This is a genomic window from Pseudoalteromonas sp. Angola-7 (assembly GCF_028599255.1).
GTDB classification, from domain to species: Bacteria; Pseudomonadota; Gammaproteobacteria; order Enterobacterales; family Alteromonadaceae; genus Pseudoalteromonas; species Pseudoalteromonas atlantica.
This window is the reverse complement of record NZ_JAQREL010000005.1, coordinates 221848-240799: the sequence shown is the minus strand read 5'-3', so window position 1 is coordinate 240799 and position 18952 is coordinate 221848. Positions and strand designations below refer to the sequence as shown.

Genomic DNA, 18952 nt, shown 5'->3' with positions numbered 1-18952 from the left:
ACGGTAAAATTAGCTGCCTTTTAAAACTCCATGGTCGTTATGAAACTCAATCCAAAACAAGATGAAGCAGTAAAGTATATTAGTGGTCCGTGTTTAGTGCTCGCGGGTGCAGGCTCAGGTAAAACGCGCGTAATCACTAACAAAATTGCTTATTTGGTGCAAAAGTGCGAGTACAAAGCACGTAATATTGCTGCGGTAACGTTTACGAATAAAGCGGCCAAAGAGATGCGCGAGCGTGTATTACAAACGCTTAATAAGCAAGAGGCGAAAGGGCTGTGGGTATCAACCTTTCATACCCTAGGGCTTGAAATAATTAAAAAAGAGCTCAAAACACTTGGCTTTAAAGAAGGTTTTTCGCTGTTTGATGACCAAGATACTAACCAGCTGTTAGGTGATTTAACCGAAGACGAGCTAAAAAAAGACAAAGACCTACTTAATCTATTAAAAATGCAAATAGGCAGCTGGAAAAACGAATTAATCTTGCCAGAGCAAGCCATACGCGAAGCACGTGATGCGCAAAAAGCCTTATTTGCGCAGCTTTACGCGCGTTATCAAAATCAGCTGCGAGCATATAACGCACTGGATTTTGACGATTTAATAATGATCCCCACCTTATTACTGAGTAGTAATGCCACCTCACGAGAGCGTTGGCAGCAACGATTTAGGTATTTGCTGGTGGATGAATATCAAGATACCAATACCAGCCAGTACCAGCTTGTTAAGTTATTAGTAGGCGAGCGAGCGCGTTTTACTGTGGTAGGGGATGATGACCAATCTATTTATTCATGGCGCGGAGCCCGCCCCCAAAACTTGGTACTGTTAAGTAAGGATTACCCCGGCCTTAGGCTCATAAAGCTTGAGCAAAACTACCGTAGTGCCCAGCGCATTCTAAAAGCTGCAAATATTTTAATTGCCAATAACCCGCACGATATCGAAAAAAAGCTATTTAGTGAACTTGGTTACGGTGAGCCGATTAAAGTGATTGGCTGTAGGGATGAAGAGCATGAGTGCGAGCGAGTTGTTGCTGAAATAATTTCTCATAAATTTATGAAGCGCACCAGCTATAAAGATTACGCTATTTTGTATCGCGGTAATCACCAGGCACGCGGTTTTGAAAAATCATTAATGAGTAACCGCATTCCCTATAAAATTAGTGGCGGAATGTCGTTTTTTTCGCGTTCAGAAATTAAAGATATTATGGCGTATTTACGCTTGTTGGTTAACCAAGACGACGATAACGCCTTTTTACGCATAGTTAATACGCCGCGCCGTGAAATAGGCACCGTTACACTTGAAAAGCTAGGCACACTTGCAAACGAAAAGCACCAAAGCTTATTTGCCACCTGTTTTGATAACGACCTAGGCTACCGCCTTAAAGGGCGTGGCTTAAATGCGCTTTCGGGGTTTGCACGTTGGGTTGTTGAGCTTTCAGATAATGCAGTGCGTAGCGATACGCTCGAAGCGGTAAAAGACTTGGTACGTAATATTAACTACGAAGCGTATTTATATGAGTCATCGCCAAGTGCCAAAGCGGCAGAAATGCGCATGAAAAACGTCTCTGAGCTGTATCGTTGGATCACCGATATGCTCACCGGAGATGCCGATAACGAACCGATGACCTTACCTGAAGTGGTTAGTAAATTAACGCTTCGCGATATGCTAGAGCGTAACGAGGAAGAAGATGAGTCTGATGCGGTACAGTTACTTACTTTGCATGCATCTAAAGGCTTAGAATACCCGTACGTATTTATGGTTGGTATGGAAGAGGGATTATTGCCACACCAAGTAAGTATTGACGAAGAAAACGTAGATGAAGAGCGCCGTTTAGCATACGTAGGGATCACACGGGCCCAGCAAGAGCTGACACTAACATATGCAAAAATACGTCGTCAGTTTGGCGAAACCTCACAAACAGAGCTAAGCCGCTTTGTGCAAGAGTTACCGCAAGATGACCTAGCGTTTGAAAACAAAAAAGCCCCAAGCTCGCAAGCTGAGCGCATGGAAAAAGGCCAAGCACGGGTCGCTAACTTAAGGGCGATGCTGAAAAAACCTAGTTAATAGACTGCGCGGCGTTGTTATTAGCCGCTACTGACTCCGATAAGCCTTGCTGCTTAGCAACAAATAAGTTTAGTCCGTATTTATCTAGCAAGGCTCTAAAGTTAAGTATAGAAGGGCCTTTGGCAATGACTTTTATGCCTTTTAGCTGAGTGATTGCCAGTACACCTTGTAATTGCAAGTTAAAGTTTTCTTGTTGCAGTACGCGTTTACTAAAGGTTGAGCTAAGTAGTACATAATCGAAGGTAATGTCGGTCAGTGCATTTAGCTCACAGCGGTCTTTTGCAAAGTTATTTAAGCCAATGCTGTAGCCAAGCTGCGAGAGCTTTTTAAGGTTTTCTAGCTGAGTTGCACAGGCGTAACGTATTTCTTGGTCGTCAAACAATAAACACAGTTGGCTTTGCCCTTGCAGCTTACTTAATACCTCAGTAAATAAATTAAATTCAAGCGCTTCTAAAAGTAGCCCTGAGCATGGCAATAATACCATGGCTACATTTGCCGCTAAGGCGTGGGCGTAGGCGTGCTGCAAGAGTTCTAATTCAACTTGGAGGTGCTGCTCTTTATCGGTTGCAAACTTTTTCAGCACTTCAAAACTGGTATAGCCTAATACAGGGTGTTCACCAAAGGCTTCAAACAGTGACTCTGATTGCTGTTGTTCATCAAGGTTTATAATATCTGCACTTCTAAAACTCATCGGAAGTGAATCAAGATGGTGCTGTGCTGGAGATTCTGCACTTGTTAGTGTTTGCGTTAATAACGGGTGGAACAGCTCATAGCGGTCGCGCCCCGCATTTTTAGCATAATACATAGCAGCATCGGCATCGCGAATAATTTCATCGGTATGCTGATAACTTGAATTTGAGTACGTTATACCAATACTTGCACCACTTTGAATGCAGGTACCTTTACTGCAAAATGGCTTTTTCATTATATTAATAATGCGATCAGCTACATCTTCTGCTTGTTGTAGCTCTGTTAAGTGGGTAAGCAAAATTACAAATTCATCACCACCAAGGCGAGCGAGTAAATCGTGTTCGCGAATACAATGCGAAAATAAATCAGCCACACTTATTAAAAATTGATCGCCGGCATGGTGACCTAGTTGATCGTTTATATCTTTAAACTTATCTAAATCAATAAATAACACAGCAAAGTGATGATCAGGAAAACGATGGTAATGCTGCAGTGTTTTTTCTAGCTGGGTTAAAAACAAGCTGCGGTTAGGCAGGCCCGTTAATGAGTCGTGATGCGCATCATGATAAAGCTGTTGCTCTACTTTTTTACGCTCATCAATTTGCATTTGTAAATGTAGGTTAGCTTGTTGCAGCGCCTTTGTTTTTTCGTTAACTCGATACTCTAACTCTTGGTGGCTAGATTTAAGTGCTTGAGTGGCTAACTTTGTTTGTAAAACCGTGGCAATTTGGTGTGATACAAACGTAATAAGCTCGCAGTCGTCTTTGCTAAAAATATGATTATTATTATACGCTTGGCATGCAATTAAGCCAATAACCCCTTGCGATGTTTTAAGCGGCGCACCTAGCCAGCTGGTGGCCATTTGCTCCTCTGGTACTGGCTTATTTCGTTGTACATCACCACTTTCTAATAGCTCTTTGGCTCTACTAGGGTGAATAAGTTGGGTCTGCTCGCTGCTAATAACCAGTTCGCTATAACCTTTTGCAAACGGCCTCGGCTCGGTGTTGTCTTTAAATTCATCCACACAGTACGGGAAGCTAATCCAACCAGTCTCTTTGTTATAAAGTGCAATGTATAAGTTTTCTGCGTATGTAATGGTTTTTATTATTTGATGAATTTTTACATAGGCATCATCTAAGTTTTGCGCTTGCGTTGCCAGCTCCGATATTTTAAACAAAATTTGTTGGCGTTGTAGTGCGCGTTTTCGTTGTTCAATTTCTAGGTTTAACGCATCATTACTTTGCGTGAGCGCACGGGTACGAATTTTTACTTCAGATTCGAGCAGCTCTCTTTTTTTAACTCGCTCTATGGCTGTGGCTAAGTATAAAGACATTACTTCGAGTAAATGCACTTGCTGGCTGCTGTAATCTTGGTGTTTATCGTAACTTTGCGCAGCAAGTACGCCAATAATGTTTTGCTCTTGATAAATAGGAACACCAACCCAGTACTCAGCAGGTGAGCCTAGTGCTTTAAATAAGCCGTTTTGTGCAGCGCTTTGCATCTCTTGTTTGGTAAAGCAGGTGGTTTTGCCAAGCTTATAAACGTAGCCTGTAGCGCCTTCTTCAAAACTATTATCTTGATTGAGGGCGACTGATATACCATCTTTTTCATCACAAAAATAAGAAAGTTCCAAGGCATGAGTATATTGATTAGCAAGCACCACGTAAAAGCTTTTACTAGGTAGGTATGCTTGTAAAATGTCATGGATAGCGGGGTAAAGTAAGGTTAATTCGGCAACAGAGCTTGCTTGCTCTGATAGCTGGATCAGGGCATTTTGTAAGTGGTGAGATTGCTTATACTTTTCTAATAGCGCTTTAAGACGTTTATTTTGGTGCGCTAGTTTACTCGGTGCCGCGGGTTTATCTTCCGATGACATGAATCATATTATTTTATTATTGTATGTTTATTAGACGTATAATTTCACTTTTAGTTGCGATCGTCAAGTAACTAATGCCCCAAAACAGCAACTAAAAAGATTATTTTAGGAATAAAAAAAGGCCTATTATAAAAATAGGCCTTTTTAAATTAATCACCCTAGTTATCAGGGGTTTAATTAAATTATTTAGATGTCATGAAATCAATAGCTGCGCTAATCTCATCATCAGAACAATCCATACATGTTCCTTTTGGCGGCATCGCATTAAAACCGTTGATAGCGTGATCAAGCAGTACATCTTTACCTTTAGCGATACGCGGTGCCCAGTCATCAGCTGATTTAGGTGCACCTAGTGCGCCAGTACCGTGACAGGCAAAACATGCGCCTTGGTACACTTGCTCACCAGAGCGAGGGCCAGTAGGGGCTGCGGCTGCAGCAGCTTTCTCGCCTTCAAGATAAACAGCGCCAACTGGTGCTAAACGTTTTTTTATCGCATCTTCAGTCATAGAGTTATCATATGGCTGTGCGTATGCGGTGGTTGCTAGCACTAATAATGCTGCAGCTGATAGTTTTTTCATTTTGCCTTGCTCACTTCGATTTGAACGTGATCAATCACGATTATAGATGACGGAAATTAAACCGATTATACCTTTGTGTAACAATTTATAAAACGCCCACTGGTGTTTTTATCGATAAAACTGGCTAATTTTTGCGTTAACGCAATAAAATTGCATGTTTCAGTTAACAAACATTTATAATCGGTGGCTTAGTAAATCACTATTTAAGCTAATGCTAGTACGTTTTTAACCAGTTTTTCGATCCCCGCATCGGCATCTAAAATAGACTGCGCCAGCATATAAGCAGGGGTGGTAACGAGTTTATTGTCCTCATCAATCACAATATCATCAACCGCACAGGCTGCGTGAGTAGAGCCTAGCTGGGTTAAAGCGCTAGCGGTCTGTTCATCATTACCTATGGTTAAAGTAGCATTGGGATATATAAACGGAATTAAAGCCGGCGCAATACACATGTAGCCAGCGGCTTTTTGTGCATTAGCAAACTGTTTACAGGCCTCTAATACTAGGTCGTTTATCTGCGCATCAGCGCCTTTAACGGCAAAATCACATAAGTTTTTAGCGGCGCCAAATCCCCCCGGTACTATTAACGCATCAAATTCAGATGCCTTTAATTCGCTTAATGATTTTATATCACCACGGGCAATGCGTGCTGCCTCAGTGAGTACATTACGGTTGCTTGGCATTTCTTCACCGGTGAGGTGATTAATAGTGTGAAGTTGTTCTATATCAGGAGCAAAACATTGATATGCAGCACCGTTTTTAGCTATGTGCAGCAGTGTTAATACTGCTTCGTTTATTTCACTGCCATCGTACACACCACAGCCGGCTAATATTACAGCTATCTTTTTCATGCTTTTGTGCTCCTTAAGTATTTTAAATAAGTCGTTTGGATGAAGTTTAACACGGGCCAAAACACACACTAAAATAATTTTTTAGTTTAAAAAGTATTCGCAGTGCAAGTTGTATTGCGGTTTATGCCATTTTTGCCAGTGCGCTTGTAAAAAAAATTATAAAGGATCGCTATGATCTTTGATCCATTATGCTAGAATACTCCTCCGGTTATTTAAATGGATACAAATAACTAAAGTGACTAACAGCGGATGTATCAGTTAGAAAACCTTTTTCCACATTGGTTTTAAAATAATAAAAAAAGAACCTCGTATTATCTTTTTTAAACAAAACAAGCAGTTATTTATTTTTCTAAGCATTTTATTATGCATTGGAGGAATAGCTCGTGGCTGTTATCTACAAAGTTATCCACAGGTTGCTCCGCAATAATTATGGCTACTAAGCGTAATTCACTGTCGTTTTATTCACAACCTTATGGCATGCTTGTAATAATATTACTTTTTTGTATTTAGGATCCAAATTCACCATGGCTCAGATCCCCGAAAACCCGCTAATTTTAGTTGATGGCTCTTCATATTTATTTCGTGCTTATCATTCTCCACCGCATTTAACCAACTCTAAAGGTGAAGCAACTGGCGCTATTTATGGCGTGGTAAACATGCTTAAAAGTTTGATCAAACAATATGATCCGAGCCACATGGTGGTGGTGTTTGATGCCAAAGGCAAAACGTTCAGAAACGATATGTATAGCGAGTATAAAGCTAACCGTCCGCCTATGCCTGACGATTTACGAACGCAAATAGCGCCACTGCACAGTATTATTAAAGCGATGGGCTTTCCGCTAATTAGTATTGAAGGGGTTGAAGCCGATGATGTTATTGGTACGTTTTCACGAATAGCAACTGAGCAAAAGCGCCATGTATTGGTTTCTACAGGCGATAAAGACATGGCTCAGCTAGTTAACGAGCATGTTACGCTAATCAATACCATGACCGACAGCATTTCAGATCCTCAAACCGTTGTTGAAAAATTTGGTGTGGGTCCTGAGCTAATCATCGACTATTTAGCGCTAATGGGTGATAAGGTTGACAACATCCCAGGTGTTGAAGGCTGTGGACCTAAAACAGCTGTTAAATGGCTACAAAAATATGGATCGCTTCAAGGTGTAATTGATAATGCCGGCGACATTAAAGGCAAGATTGGTGAGAAGCTTGCAAACGCCCTTGATCATTTACCACTTAGTTATGAGCTTGCCACCATTAAATGTGATGTTGAGGTAGAGTCAGACCTAGATACCTTTAAAGTACAAGAGCCAAATAAAGATGAGCTTATTGCACTGTATGGTGAGTGTGAGTTCCGCCGTTGGTTAGCTGAGCTGCTTGATAATCCAAAAGATGCAGAAAAAGCGCTCCCTACTGAGGCGAATGAACTGCCAAAAGTAGAAGACGCTCATTACGAAACTATCTTAACCGAATCACAATTTGATACGCTTATTGAGCAGCTAAATAGCGCTGAGTTATTTGCCTTTGATACCGAAACAACCAGTCTTGATTACATGCAAGCGCAGTTAGTAGGTATGAGCTTTGCTGTAAAAGCAGGCGAAGCAGCTTACTTACCAATTGCACACGACTACCCGGGTGCACCAGAGCAATTAAGCCTTGAATATGTAATGCAAAAGCTTGGGCCAATCCTCGCCGATGCTAACAAAGCTAAAGTAGGGCAAAACCTAAAATACGACAAGAGCGTACTGGCTAATGCAGGCTATGAGCTCAATGGCATTAAGTTTGATACTATGCTTGAGTCGTATGTATTTAATAGCGTGGGCACGCGCCATGACATGGATTCATTAGCGCTTAAATACTTAGGCCATAAAAACATTAGCTTTGAAGATATAGCCGGCAAAGGGAAAAAGCAGCTTACCTTTAATCAAATTGAGCTTGAGCAAGCTGCGCCTTATGCAGCAGAAGATGCCGATATTACACTGCGTTTACACCAAGTACTTTGGCCAAAATTAGAAGCTGATGAGAAGTTAAAGTCAGTATTTGAAACAATAGAAATGCCATTAGTAAATGTTATTTCTGATATTGAACGCACCGGCGTAGCAATTGATAGCAACATGTTGGCGGCACACAGCCAGCGTTTAGGCGAGCGTTTACTTGAACTTGAAAAAGAAGCGTTTGAGATAGCTGGCGAACCATTCAACCTAAGCTCGCCAAAGCAGCTGCAAGTACTTTTATTTGAAAAACTTGAGCTGCCAGTCATTAAAAAAACACCTAAAGGTGCACCTTCAACGGCTGAAGAAGTACTACAAGAACTTGCCCATGACTACCCATTACCTAAAGTGATTATTGAGCACCGTGGTTTATCTAAGCTTAAATCAACCTACACTGATAAATTACCATTGATGGTTAATGAGAAAACACAGCGCGTGCATACTTCTTATCATCAAGCTGTTACGGCCACCGGGCGTTTGAGTTCTACCGATCCTAACTTACAAAATATCCCTATTCGTTCTGAAGAAGGACGTCGTATACGTGAGGCATTTGTAGCGGCACAAGGCTATAAAATTGTGGCTGCCGATTACAGTCAAATTGAGCTGCGTATTATGGCGCATTTATCGCAAGACAAAGGGCTACTAAATGCCTTTGCTAATGGGTTAGATGTACACAGTGCAACCGCTGCTGAGGTATTTGGGGTTGAGCTAGAGGATGTAACCACAGATATGCGTCGTAAAGCTAAAGCAGTAAACTTTGGGTTAATTTACGGCATGTCAGCCTTTGGTTTAGCGCGTCAGCTTGATGTGCCACGCCACGAAGCGCAGCACTACATAGATAAATACTTTGAGCGTTTCCCTGGGGTACTTGAGTACATGGAAACAACCCGCGAAAAAGCGGCCGAGAACGGGTACGTAGAAACTATTTTTGGGCGTCGTTTACACTTACCAGAAATTAATGCACGTAATGGAGCTCGCCGTAAAGGCGCCGAACGCGCAGCAATCAATGCACCAATGCAAGGTACAGCCGCTGATATTATTAAAAAAGCAATGCTGAGCGTGCATAGCTGGGTTAATCAACAAGCTCCCAGTACCATTAAGTTACTTATGCAAGTACACGATGAATTGGTGTTTGAGATTAAAACCGATTGTGCGCAAGCATACACAAAGCAGATTTGTGAGCTAATGTCGCAAGCGGCTAGCTTAGATGTCCCTTTAATTGTAGAAGCTGACGAAGGTGAAAACTGGGAGCAAGCCCACTAATCTAAAACATGCTTATATTTTAAAAGCGCCGCAAGGCGCTTTTTTATTGCCTCTAAATAACCCACTCAATTAAGCGAATCGATATAAGTATTTATATGCGTAAACAAAGTTTAGTTAAAAGTAGGTTAATTTAAGCAACTATTTGTATTAAATAGTTATATGTTCGTCAATTCGAACTATTTTGGCGGAATATCATTGTATTTTTATGCGCGCTTTTGCTAAAGTGCGCGCGTCCTCATCCTGTAGGACATCCTGTTGATGATGCATCTGAAAAGGTGCAACAAATTGATAGCTTCTCCCCAGTTTGCTATATCGGCCTGCTTGTTTTAAGCAGGCTGCTTTTTCTTCCTCATTAGATTGCCCTATAAAGCTAAATGGCTCCTCTAAGCGCTTTTTTACTATTCACACTTTATGCTCATTTATGTTTATTATTTTTTTTGCCATACCTAGCGCGCCCTCAAACGGGTATATGTATAAAGCAGTTCTAATGCAAACGTAGGCAAGTAAAGCTATCTCACGCAATGATTAGCGTGGGTGTGCGGTATGTCCCTAAAAAGCATCAGTTATAGGCTGCTATATCGTTATTAATTTTTTAATAACTGTACGGGCTAAGTAATTTAGCGCCGTCTTTAATTTGAGGTGGTTTGCCCCTATTTCAGGTGATAGTATCGAAAGCGCTATTATTCTCATTTTATTTTAGGAGTGCGTTATGTTTAAAACGTTAGCCATTATCGGTTTATCGTTATCAAGTGTTGCTTTGTCTAATGCCGCTCATGCAGATTGGCAGCTAGTCAATGACAAGAGCCAATTAAGTTTTGTTTCTATCAAAAAAGACTCGATTGCTGAGGCACATCATTTTACTAACCTAGAAGGAACACTTTCAGACAGTGGTGCTTTTAGTGTAAATATAGACTTAACCTCTGCAGAAACACTGATCCCTATTCGCAATGAACGTTTAACTCAATTTGTATTTGAAGCGACTAAATTTCCTCATGCAGTTTTAACTGCGGATTTAAAAAAGCAATTAAGTAATATTAAAAAACCGGGCCAGCATGTATTAAAAGAGGTTGATGCGCAGCTTGATTTTCATGGTAATAAAAAGCCATTAAAAATAAATGTACTTGTTAGCAGTGCCGAAAATGGCGATTTAAGCGTGTCGTCGTTTACGCCTGTGATTGTAAATAGCCAAGATTTTGGTGTGACTGAAGGCGTTAAAAAGCTACAGCAATTAGCTGGTTTACCTGGAGTTGCTACAGCCGTACCAGTTACTTTTGCGCTAACACTTAAAAAACAGTGATCTCGTTAACGGCGCTTAGTAAGCAATTAAGCGAGCCTAGCAAACCGTTTGATAGTTGGCAGCCTGCCCAGTGTGGTGAGCTGCCGATTATGATTAACGAGCAAGGGCAGTGGTTTTACGATGGCAGCGAAATTACTCGCCCCGCGATGGTAAAACTGTTTGCCAGTGTTTTATGCAAAGAAGGTGAGCAGTTTTATTTAAAAACACCCATCGAAAAAATAGCGATAGAGGTGCAAGATGCGCCTTTCGTTATCGTAAGCTGGCATATTGAAAGCACAGCGCAAGGGCAGGTTATGCGTTGTGTAGATAATTTAGCACGGCAATGGTTAATCAGTGCTGAGCAGCCTCTTTATATAAAAAACTATAAAAATGCAGCGGTGCCTTATTTGCAATTACCTTATGGGTGTAGCGCGCGGGTATCACGGAGTGTGTTTTATCAGTGGGCTGAAATAGCCGACGCTGATGAGCGCGGCTATTTTATAAAATCAGCAGGGGGAAAATTTTATCTTTCGTAGGTGCTTATTTTTAAGCGTCTGAGCTGTCTTCATCACTTTGCGGTGCAACAGCCACAATTGGCCCTAAATACCACTCATCTAGCTTTTTAGCGACTTCTGGTAAACCTGTTCCCTTAAGTGATGAAAAAGCGTGTACAGTGATGTCACCGTCTAGTTCACTTAATTCGCGGCGTACTTGCAGTACTTGTGCTTTACGCGCACCTTGCTTGAGCTTATCGGCTTTAGTTAAAAGCGCCAATACCGGGATTTCGCTGCCAATAGCCCAGTTAATTAGATCTTTGTCTAAATCTTTTAATGGGTGGCGAATATCCATTAATATAACAATACCTTTTAAACTTTGACGTTTTTGTAGGTACTCACCTAGTGACTTTTGCCACTTCTTTTTCATTTCAATAGGTACTTTAGCAAAACCATAACCGGGTAAGTCGATTAAGCGCATATCGTCTACTTCACCTAACTCAAAGGTGTTGATTAACTGCGTACGACCTGGCGTTTTACTGGTACGAGCAAGTTTTTGATCTGTCAGTGCATTAAGAGCACTTGACTTACCTGCATTAGAGCGACCCGCAAACGCGACTTCAATTCCCGTATCAGCAGGTAATTTAGTGATGTCTGGCGCGCTTGTTACAAAAGACGCAGTATTATATTTGATACGAGATTTGAGCACAGGCTCTCCTAAAAACGTAAAAGTTAATCTTATTGAGCTAAATTCACTCAGGGCGCGTATTTTATACTATAAAGGATGTATTAAAAAGCGTATTTAAACACCTAAAAACTCTATAAATGGCACTATTAAAGCTGCTTAAAGGTTAATCTAGGTCAAAACCCTATAAATTATAAGCTTAATATGAGTAGAAAACGTGCCAGAGAATTTTTTATCGTGTAGAATACATGAATTACAACATCCATATTGTAGATGATACAGGGTCGGAAACAGAGAATTCACCATGAAAAAAATAGCACTATCTTTAACAATATTGCTTGGTGCGTTGTCAGCAAGCAACGCAACAGCATTTGATGGCGATGTAAACGCAGGTAAAGAAAAATCAGCAACGTGTGCGGCTTGTCACGGCCCAGACGGTAATGCACCGGTTAATATTTACCCTAAACTTGCAGGCCAGCACCCAGATTACATCCTTAAACAACTTAAGGATTTAAAATTAGGTATGACTTCAGGCGGTAAAGAAGGCCGTATGGATCCTGTAATGAGCGCGATGGCTATGCCACTTAGCGAACAAGACATGAAAGACCTATCTGCTTATTTTTCTTCATTGAACATGACTGAAGGCGCCACCCCTAAAGACGTGGTTGAAGTTGGTCAAATGCTTTACAAAGCAGGCGATGCTGAACGTGGTATTCCAGCTTGTGCGGCGTGTCATGGTCCGCGAGGCAATGGTTCGTCTCTTGCTAAGTTTCCTAAAATTTCTTTTCAGCACCCAGAGTACATTAAAGCTCAGCTAGAGAAGTTTCGTGATGGAACCCGTAAAAACGACCATAACGGTATGATGCAAGATATAGCGAAAAAGCTAACTGACAAAGATATTGAAGTACTATCTCAATACTTAGGTGGCTTACACTAAAGTCGTATTTATCTAGTATTAGCTAGTGTAATACTATGTAATATGATTAAAAAGCAGCTTACGCTGCTTTTTTTGTGTCCACATTTTAACGATATCACCCTTTAGTTTGTGAGACATTTGCCATGCCGCTTTGTAAGAAATAGCTTATTTTAAAAATACTTTTACAGTTAAGTTCATGTTTATTATAAGTTTTTTGTTTTTTATATGTGCTCTATGTAAGAAAAATTATATAAACCAGTTGTAACAAAAATATTAACGGGTAAATTAACCACTGTCGCAAAACAACAATAACAACATGGATTATGCTAAAGGAAAATGGCGCGACACGACTGAATAGCACATTGAAGGTGCTACAAAAGGAAATAACAAGAAAGCGTCAGGATGACCGTAAATAATAAAATCTCAAGGAAGTTTAATAATAAAAACAAAATGGAATGTAACAAGGAAGGTTAAAATAATAACAATACGGACTGATAATAATAAAAATAATAAAGACTAAAAAAAGTCGAAGGGAGAAGTGTCCAGATAATGGCGCTCAGATTAGTAGGCGGTAGAGATGTTTTCTCTACCGCCTTTTTATTTGTCCTGTTACAATACCCACCGTTTAGCAATAAGCTAATGCGCTAATTCAACGAGCAACCCAAGCTTTAATGCGCAAATCGAATTCTTCTGGCTAGGCCAGCACTGCGATGCTCATGTTATGTGCCTCGCTCAAAACCTCTTAAGTGAGATGATCAAGATATGAGTAGAAAGAAAAAATCACGCAAAATTCCTTCAAACGGCCCTGTTCGTTTAAGCCAAGATAAGCTTAAAGAAATGCGTGCGTTAAAAGAGCAACGAGTTAAAAAGCCAAAGGGCGCTAAGCCTGGTTCTCGTAATGCACCTGAGCTATTAGATAGCGATACTAAAAAAGCAAACTCAGCGCCAAAAGATAAGCGCGTCGGCAGTAAAAAAGCCGTGCCTTTAGTGGCTAGTGCACCACAGCCGCAAGTAGAAATGAAGCGTAACTTAAAGCCAACAGTTGAGCTTAAAAAGGTTACAGAGCCAGAGCTTACGCCTGAGCAAGAGCTAGAAGCGCTTGAAAACGATGAGCGTTTACTTAAGCTCGTTGAGCGCCATGAGCAAGGTGAAATGCTGACGGGTAAAGATGCGAAGTACTTTAATAGCCGTATTGCTCGCCACCAAGTACTTTGTAAGTTACTAGGTATCGAAGATGAAGACGAAGACGAGTTTGAAGATGATTTTGAAGATAACTTCGAAAGCGACGGTAACTCAGATTTCGATAAGTACCTTTCAGATGATTTAGCCAATGAGTGGCTAGATGATGATGACGACAAATAGTAAGGGCGCTTAATGAGTACCGCAGTGATTGTAGCCTTGTTTGTAGGTGCTGTTATTATTGCTGGCTTAGCATTTTATGCAGGTCAGTTGCTCTATAAGCTTAACGCGCAAAAAAAGTTAATTGCGCAAAAGCAAGCAGAGCAACAGCAAAAGCTTAAGCAGTCGCGCTTAAAGCGTAACGCTAAACTTGCAGATAGCATTCATCTAATTGCTCGTGCAATGGCTGAAGAGCAATGTGAGTACTCTGAAGGCTGTTTACGAATTTGGGTTTTAATGTCTCAGTACGCTTTTGAAGATGAGCGAGATTTAACGCTAGCGTACCCAGGCATTTATAAAATGTATAACGTTGTGAAAGAAATGCCGACTCACGATGCACGCAAAAAATACTCTAAAAAAGAGATTTTTAAGCAAGATACAGCACGTTGGCGAGCTGAAGAAAACTTTAGTGATGAGATTAAAGCCGATTGCGACAAAATCATTGTTGAGTTTAAAGCTGCGCCGGGCAGCGAAAACATCGTGTTTAATTAAACCCTATAGAAAATACAAAAAGCAGACTCAGGTCTGCTTTTTTTATACCTGCTTATCGACACGTTTTTACCACCTCAAACGTGATAAGCGAATTGCTATAGCACTAATTAAATCACACGTGAGAAACGGGTTTTACTTATTTGCTTTTGTAAGTGAGCATCAAAGCACATACATATAATACGAATAAATAGATTTCCGCGAGGCGTGACGCGTATTACCTTATCGTTTATATGCACCATGTCATCGTCTATTAAAGGCTTTAGCGCCAACAGCGCATCCGCAAAATACTCATTAAAATGTATAGAATGCTTTTTCGCAAATGCGTGCGTGTCTAATTCAAACTGGCAAATAAGTGATTTAATAGCCTCCGCGCGTATTACATCATCGTGCGTTAAATGCATTCCTTTATGTATAGCACTGCCGGCTTGCGTTTCAATTGCGTGATAATAATGCTTAAGCACTTTTTGGTTTTGTAAAATGGCCGTGCCAATTTGCGAAATAGACGAGACCCCTAAACCTAATAAGTCGCAATTACCGTGAGTGGTATAGCCCTGAAAGTTGCGATGTAACTGCCCTTTATTTTGCGCGACTGCAAGTTCGTTGTCGGCTTTTGCAAAATGATCCATACCAATAAACTGATAGCCTGCAAAGGTCATTTGCGCCAAAGTGTTTTTAAACATGGTTAGCTTGTCGTGGGCACTGGGTAAGTCAGCCTCTTTTATTTTACGTTGCGCAGCAAAGCGCTCTGGTAAATGCGCGTAATTAAATACAGAAACTCTGTCTGGGCTTAGGGCAATTAATTGCGCTATTGTTTTTTCAAAGCTTTGGGGTGTTTGTTTAGGTAGGCCATAAATCATATCTGCATTTATAGACTTAAAACCAAGCTCGCGGGCTTGGGTTATCAGTGCTTTAACTGTATCTACTTGCTGTGTGCGGTTAACCGCTTGTTGTACTTCATCGTTAAAATCTTGAATACCAAAGGATACGCGGTTAAAGCCTAAAACCCGTAAGTGTATAAGCATATCTTTAGCAAGGGAGCGTGGGTCTATTTCAATGCCTCGCTCAGTGTTGCGGGTAAAGTGAAAGTGCTGCTCTAATAAGTTAATTAAGCGCGTCATTTGCTTTACAGTTAAAAAGGTTGGCGTACCACCCCCTAAATGTAATTGTTCCACTGTGTAGTGTTTAAATAAAGGGGCATGCGCTGCTATTTCTTTTGTTAGATAATCTAAATATACATCGGCTTTAGACTGATGGCGTGTGATCACCTTGTTACATCCGCAGTAATAGCAAAGCTCACTGCAAAATGGGATATGAATATACAAAGAAAGTGAGCGACTAGAGGATGATTTTATAGCGCTAACAAGGTCTTGTTGCTGATACCCCTCGCTTAAAGATAAAGCGGTGGGGTAGGAGGTATAGCGTGGCCCTGACACGTTATACTTATTTATAAGAGTTTGATCCCATTTTGGAAGCTTTATCATCACGCGCACCTTATGTATTAATGAGGTGTTGAGTATAAAAAGCTTTTAAGGGAGGGGTTTTGATCTACAACAAAAAAGGTGCCTAAGCACCTTTTTAAAATAGTATTTTTTGTTAATACGTTATGTTGTGGGCATCTTTTAAGTATTGAAACAATTCTTTATAGCCCTTGCCTGGCTTTTCAGCTTTAACTTCTTTAGCGGCGTTGCGTACCAATTGGCGCATTTTTTGGCGCTCAAGGGTTGGGTATTGCTCAATAGTTTCGTTAATTAAATCATCGCCTTGCTCAATTAAGTCGGTACGTAATTGCTCAATTTTTTTAATTAAAACCTCAGCTTGGTTATTTTTATTAAGCATTACGTCAATAATGGCTTTAATTTCTTCAACGTTTTCTACTGTGCGTAGCGTTTTAGCAATGTAATTTAAGTGGCGGCGGTACGCATCGCTCTTATTACTGATTTTATCAGCAACTACCATGGCTGCTTTCAAATCGTCATTGAGTGGTAAGCGTTCGCGTTGCTTTTTCCCCATTTTAGCAATTTCAGAACCTAACTGATGAAACTCTTGCGCGTCGCGCTTTAGTTCACTTTTTGATACGTAAATAATTTCTTCTTCAATTTCAGCAGGCTTGCCTTTTTTCTTCGCCATGGGGTGCTCTTAAGTAAAAATAACTTTTGCCATTATACGCGATTCTTTTAGTGATTAATATTAGCTGATGTGGTGCAGTGAGTGTGTTAGCATTTAAAGATAAGAAATGCGTGCAATATTGCCTTAAGGCTCAGGACTTAATTTATGAAAAGCCAACAACACGATCCAATTTATTCTCAAATCTCTCAAGTAAAAGATGCCGTAGCTGAAGTGCTCGAGCATGCTAAAAAATTGGGTGCCACTGCCGCAGAAGCTGCGATGTCTAGTACATCGGGTTTATCGGTAAGCACACGCATGGGTGAAGTAGAAACCATAGAGTTTAACCAAGATGGTGGTTTAGGTATCAGTGTTTATGTAGGGAATAATAAAGGCTCGGCGTCTACTGCTGATCTAAACCCAAAAACACTGCGCACGGTAGTAGAAAAAGCCATTGATATTGCCAAATTTACCTCAGACGACCCTTTTAATGGTATTGCCGATAAAGAATTACTCGAGTTTGCCCCTAAGGACCTTGATTTATATCATCCGTGGGATGTAAGCCCTGAGCAAGGTATTGAGCTATGTCACGCTGCAGAGCAAGCCGCTTTAAATGCTGATGAGCGTATTGTTAATTCAGATGGTGCAAGTTTTTCATCGCACCAAGGCTTACGTGTGTATGGTAATAGCCATGGTTTAATTGCTGGTTTTCCACGTACGCGCCACAGCATTAGCACGATGGTAATAGGCAAAGAAGGCGAGCACATGCAGCGCGACTCTGCTTATACTGTTGCTCGCGATCAGGGCGGACTTAACGACGCTGCTGCGGTAGGCCTAGAAGCCGCCACCGAAACTCTGGCTAAACTAAATAGCCAAAAGCTGGGTACTATGAAAGTCCCTGTTATTTTTAGAGCCGATATTGCCAATTCATTGTTTGGCCATTTAGTGTCGGCAATTGGCGGCGGGGCGCTTTATCGTAAATCGAGCTTTTTACTCGACAGCTTAGGCACCCAGGTATTTAGTAAGAACGTTAATATTGCTGAGCGTCCTCATATATTAAAAGGATTAGCGTCGTCGCCTTTTGATAGCGAAGGGGTAAAAACGATTGACCGTGATATTATTCAAGGCGGTGAGCTGCAAACGTACTTATTAGCAAGTTATGCAGCGCGTAAACTAAATATGGCTCCAACAGGCCATGCAGGCGGTATTCATAACTGGTTAGTTGAGCAAACGCACAACGATTTATCGGCTTTATTAAAAACCATGGGAACAGGCTTATTAGTTACCGAGCTGATGGGGCAAGGCGTAAACACCGTTACGGGTGACTACTCGCGTGGAGCAGCTGGTTTTTGGGTAGAAAACGGTGAAATTCAGTACCCTGTTAGTGAAATTACCATTGCCGGAAATTTAAAAGACATGTTTAAAGGTATTTCGGCCATAGGGGGTGATATTGAGCGCAGAGGCGGCATTCAAACCGGCTCAGTACTTATAGAGCAAATGCAAATAGCAGGCGCTTAATAGCAATTAGCAATAATACGTAATTAAACGAATTGGTATAATATAAAAGCACATATTTAAGCCGAGTATTTAAACGCTTGGCTTAAACGTGCTTTATTTAAATTTTTGAGGTGTTGAATGGCTAAAGATAGGTACGCACCAAAACCCCTGACTGACATTATGGCAGGCCTTAATAATCGCTTATCGGCCTATGCAGGTAAAAGCCAAGCGCTTGATAAGCAACAGGTGTTGCTTAAAGAGTTTTTAGGCCCAAAGCAGCTTGCTGAAAAATGCCGTGTGAGTAATTACCGCGATGGCACGTTGATGATTGAAGCTGTATCGGCGGCAATTGCCCTTAAACTTAATTATTTAAAAATGGATATGCAGTCGCATTTTAGAGCGGCAGGCATGGCAGAGCTCGGACAAATTAAAATTGTTGCAAACCCTCAAGCAACAGCGCGCTTAAGCCCAACTGCAGATAAACCCGGCCCCGCAGGTAAAGCACCTGGCAATTCAAGAAAAATGAGCCAGCAAACTTCAGATTACCTTAATGCCATTGCCGCATCAGCGCCCCCTTCGCTGAAAGAAAAGCTAGAGCGCCTTGCTCGCCATGGTAAAAAATAACTCCCTAAAGCGCGATTATGGTTGTTGGTAGGGCTATTTTGTTACCTCGTCTCATAGAAAATACTTTGTTACATATTCTATTTTATTGTTTCTTTAATGGGGTTTATCATACAAATTCGGCGTGTTGTTTTAACCGCCTAAATATTAATTTCATTAAGTG

At 41.0% G+C, this 18952-nt stretch carries 15 protein-coding genes; 9 read left to right on the top strand and 6 right to left on the bottom strand.

Translation table 11 applies throughout. The annotated features are described in order from the left end of the window. Window positions 1-39: 39 nt before the first annotated feature. Window positions 40-2058 carry a DNA helicase Rep gene (gene rep, locus PSH50_RS09835; protein WP_004589303.1) on the top strand — a complete coding sequence of 673 codons (2019 nt, stop codon included), beginning with the start codon at window positions 40-42 and terminating at the stop codon, window positions 2056-2058. Here rep and PSH50_RS09830 read toward each other — a convergent pair. From PSH50_RS09830 to elbB, 3 genes are all read right to left on the bottom strand, one after another. Beyond that, the gene (locus tag PSH50_RS09830; protein WP_273586605.1) at window positions 2051-4624 is read right to left on the bottom strand and encodes a diguanylate cyclase; all 2574 of its coding nucleotides are present in this window, start codon (window positions 4622-4624) and stop codon (window positions 2051-2053) included. The genes rep and PSH50_RS09830 overlap by 8 nt on opposite strands. A 182-nt stretch (window positions 4625-4806) precedes the next feature. Further along, the gene (locus PSH50_RS09825) at window positions 4807-5202 is read right to left on the bottom strand and encodes a cytochrome c5 family protein (protein WP_004589305.1); all 396 of its coding nucleotides are present in this window, start codon (window positions 5200-5202) and stop codon (window positions 4807-4809) included. 203 nt (window positions 5203-5405) lie between these two features. Further along, window positions 5406-6053 (bottom strand): isoprenoid biosynthesis glyoxalase ElbB, encoded by a 648-nt coding sequence (elbB, locus tag PSH50_RS09820; RefSeq protein WP_029773398.1) that lies wholly within the window; start codon window positions 6051-6053, stop codon window positions 5406-5408. A gap of 524 nt (window positions 6054-6577) precedes the next feature. On the opposite strand from elbB, the gene polA reads away from it, so the two are divergent. The 3 genes from polA to PSH50_RS09805 all read left to right on the top strand — a co-directional run bounded on the left by polA (window position 6578) and on the right by PSH50_RS09805 (window position 11119). Beyond that, window positions 6578-9307 carry a DNA polymerase I gene (gene polA, locus PSH50_RS09815; RefSeq protein WP_273586606.1) on the top strand — a complete coding sequence of 910 codons (2730 nt, stop codon included), beginning with the start codon at window positions 6578-6580 and terminating at the stop codon, window positions 9305-9307. A 709-nt stretch (window positions 9308-10016) separates the two neighbouring features. Next, window positions 10017-10604 (top strand): YceI family protein, encoded by a 588-nt coding sequence (locus PSH50_RS09810; protein WP_029773395.1) that lies wholly within the window; start codon window positions 10017-10019, stop codon window positions 10602-10604. Further along, entirely contained in the window at window positions 10601-11119 is a 519-nt protein-coding gene (locus PSH50_RS09805; protein ID WP_273586607.1) for a DUF1285 domain-containing protein, read from the top strand. Before PSH50_RS09810 ends, PSH50_RS09805 begins: the two co-directional genes overlap by 4 nt. A 10-nt stretch (window positions 11120-11129) precedes the next feature. Here the strand turns inward: PSH50_RS09805 and yihA are convergent, their stop codons facing one another. Further along, window positions 11130-11786, bottom strand: coding sequence for a ribosome biogenesis GTP-binding protein YihA/YsxC (yihA, locus tag PSH50_RS09800; protein ID WP_054982948.1), 657 nt, complete (start codon window positions 11784-11786; stop codon window positions 11130-11132). Window positions 11787-12066: 280 nt separating this feature from the next. Here yihA and PSH50_RS09795 point away from each other — a divergent pair, with 280 nt between their 5' ends. From PSH50_RS09795 to PSH50_RS09785, 3 genes are all read left to right on the top strand, one after another. Continuing rightward, the gene (locus PSH50_RS09795; RefSeq protein WP_004589311.1) at window positions 12067-12699 is read left to right on the top strand and encodes a cytochrome c; all 633 of its coding nucleotides are present in this window, start codon (window positions 12067-12069) and stop codon (window positions 12697-12699) included. Between the two features lie 741 nt (window positions 12700-13440). Beyond that, the gene (gene yihI, locus PSH50_RS09790) at window positions 13441-14040 is read left to right on the top strand and encodes a Der GTPase-activating protein YihI (RefSeq protein ID WP_004589312.1); all 600 of its coding nucleotides are present in this window, start codon (window positions 13441-13443) and stop codon (window positions 14038-14040) included. Window positions 14041-14052: 12 nt separating this feature from the next. Then, window positions 14053-14568, top strand: a complete 516-nt coding sequence (locus PSH50_RS09785; RefSeq protein ID WP_004589313.1) for a DUF2489 domain-containing protein — start codon at window positions 14053-14055, stop codon at window positions 14566-14568. A 107-nt stretch (window positions 14569-14675) separates the two neighbouring features. Here PSH50_RS09785 and hemN read toward each other — a convergent pair whose 3' ends face one another. Together hemN and yjgA are read right to left on the bottom strand one after the other, a co-directional pair. Next, a complete protein-coding gene (gene hemN / locus PSH50_RS09780; protein ID WP_248452220.1) occupies window positions 14676-16049 on the bottom strand; it encodes an oxygen-independent coproporphyrinogen III oxidase in 1374 nt (457 codons plus the stop codon). A 112-nt stretch (window positions 16050-16161) separates the two neighbouring features. Further along, the gene (gene yjgA / locus PSH50_RS09775) at window positions 16162-16695 is read right to left on the bottom strand and encodes a ribosome biogenesis factor YjgA (protein WP_004589315.1); all 534 of its coding nucleotides are present in this window, start codon (window positions 16693-16695) and stop codon (window positions 16162-16164) included. Window positions 16696-16839: 144 nt separating this feature from the next. Between yjgA and pmbA the strand changes: the two genes are divergently transcribed. Beyond that, on the top strand, window positions 16840-18189 hold the full coding sequence (gene pmbA / locus PSH50_RS09770) for a metalloprotease PmbA (RefSeq protein ID WP_273586608.1): 1350 nt from the start codon (window positions 16840-16842) through the stop codon (window positions 18187-18189). Window positions 18190-18306: 117 nt separating this feature from the next. Beyond that, complete coding sequence (locus PSH50_RS09765) at window positions 18307-18792, top strand: DUF721 domain-containing protein (RefSeq protein WP_273609601.1); 486 nt, start codon at window positions 18307-18309, stop codon at window positions 18790-18792. Window positions 18793-18952: the final 160 nt, after the last annotated feature.

Excerpts from the sequence above, each read along its gene's own strand:
- rep (WP_004589303.1), top strand. The coding sequence starts at position 40 with ATGAAACTCAATCCAAAACAAGATGAAGCAGTAAAGTATATTAGTGGT.
- PSH50_RS09830 (WP_273586605.1), bottom strand. The coding sequence starts at position 4,624 with ATGTCATCGGAAGATAAACCCGCGGCACCGAGTAAACTAGCGCACCAA.
- PSH50_RS09825 (WP_004589305.1), bottom strand. The coding sequence starts at position 5,202 with ATGAAAAAACTATCAGCTGCAGCATTATTAGTGCTAGCAACCACCGCA.
- elbB (WP_029773398.1), bottom strand. The coding sequence starts at position 6,053 with ATGAAAAAGATAGCTGTAATATTAGCCGGCTGTGGTGTGTACGATGGC.
- polA (WP_273586606.1), top strand. The coding sequence starts at position 6,578 with ATGGCTCAGATCCCCGAAAACCCGCTAATTTTAGTTGATGGCTCTTCA.
- PSH50_RS09810 (WP_029773395.1), top strand. The coding sequence starts at position 10,017 with ATGTTTAAAACGTTAGCCATTATCGGTTTATCGTTATCAAGTGTTGCT.
- PSH50_RS09795 (WP_004589311.1), top strand. The coding sequence starts at position 12,067 with ATGAAAAAAATAGCACTATCTTTAACAATATTGCTTGGTGCGTTGTCA.
- yihI (WP_004589312.1), top strand. The coding sequence starts at position 13,441 with ATGAGTAGAAAGAAAAAATCACGCAAAATTCCTTCAAACGGCCCTGTT.
- PSH50_RS09785 (WP_004589313.1), top strand. The coding sequence starts at position 14,053 with ATGAGTACCGCAGTGATTGTAGCCTTGTTTGTAGGTGCTGTTATTATT.
- hemN (WP_248452220.1), bottom strand. The coding sequence starts at position 16,049 with ATGATAAAGCTTCCAAAATGGGATCAAACTCTTATAAATAAGTATAAC.
- yjgA (WP_004589315.1), bottom strand. The coding sequence starts at position 16,695 with ATGGCGAAGAAAAAAGGCAAGCCTGCTGAAATTGAAGAAGAAATTATT.
- pmbA (WP_273586608.1), top strand. The coding sequence starts at position 16,840 with ATGAAAAGCCAACAACACGATCCAATTTATTCTCAAATCTCTCAAGTA.
- PSH50_RS09765 (WP_273609601.1), top strand. The coding sequence starts at position 18,307 with ATGGCTAAAGATAGGTACGCACCAAAACCCCTGACTGACATTATGGCA.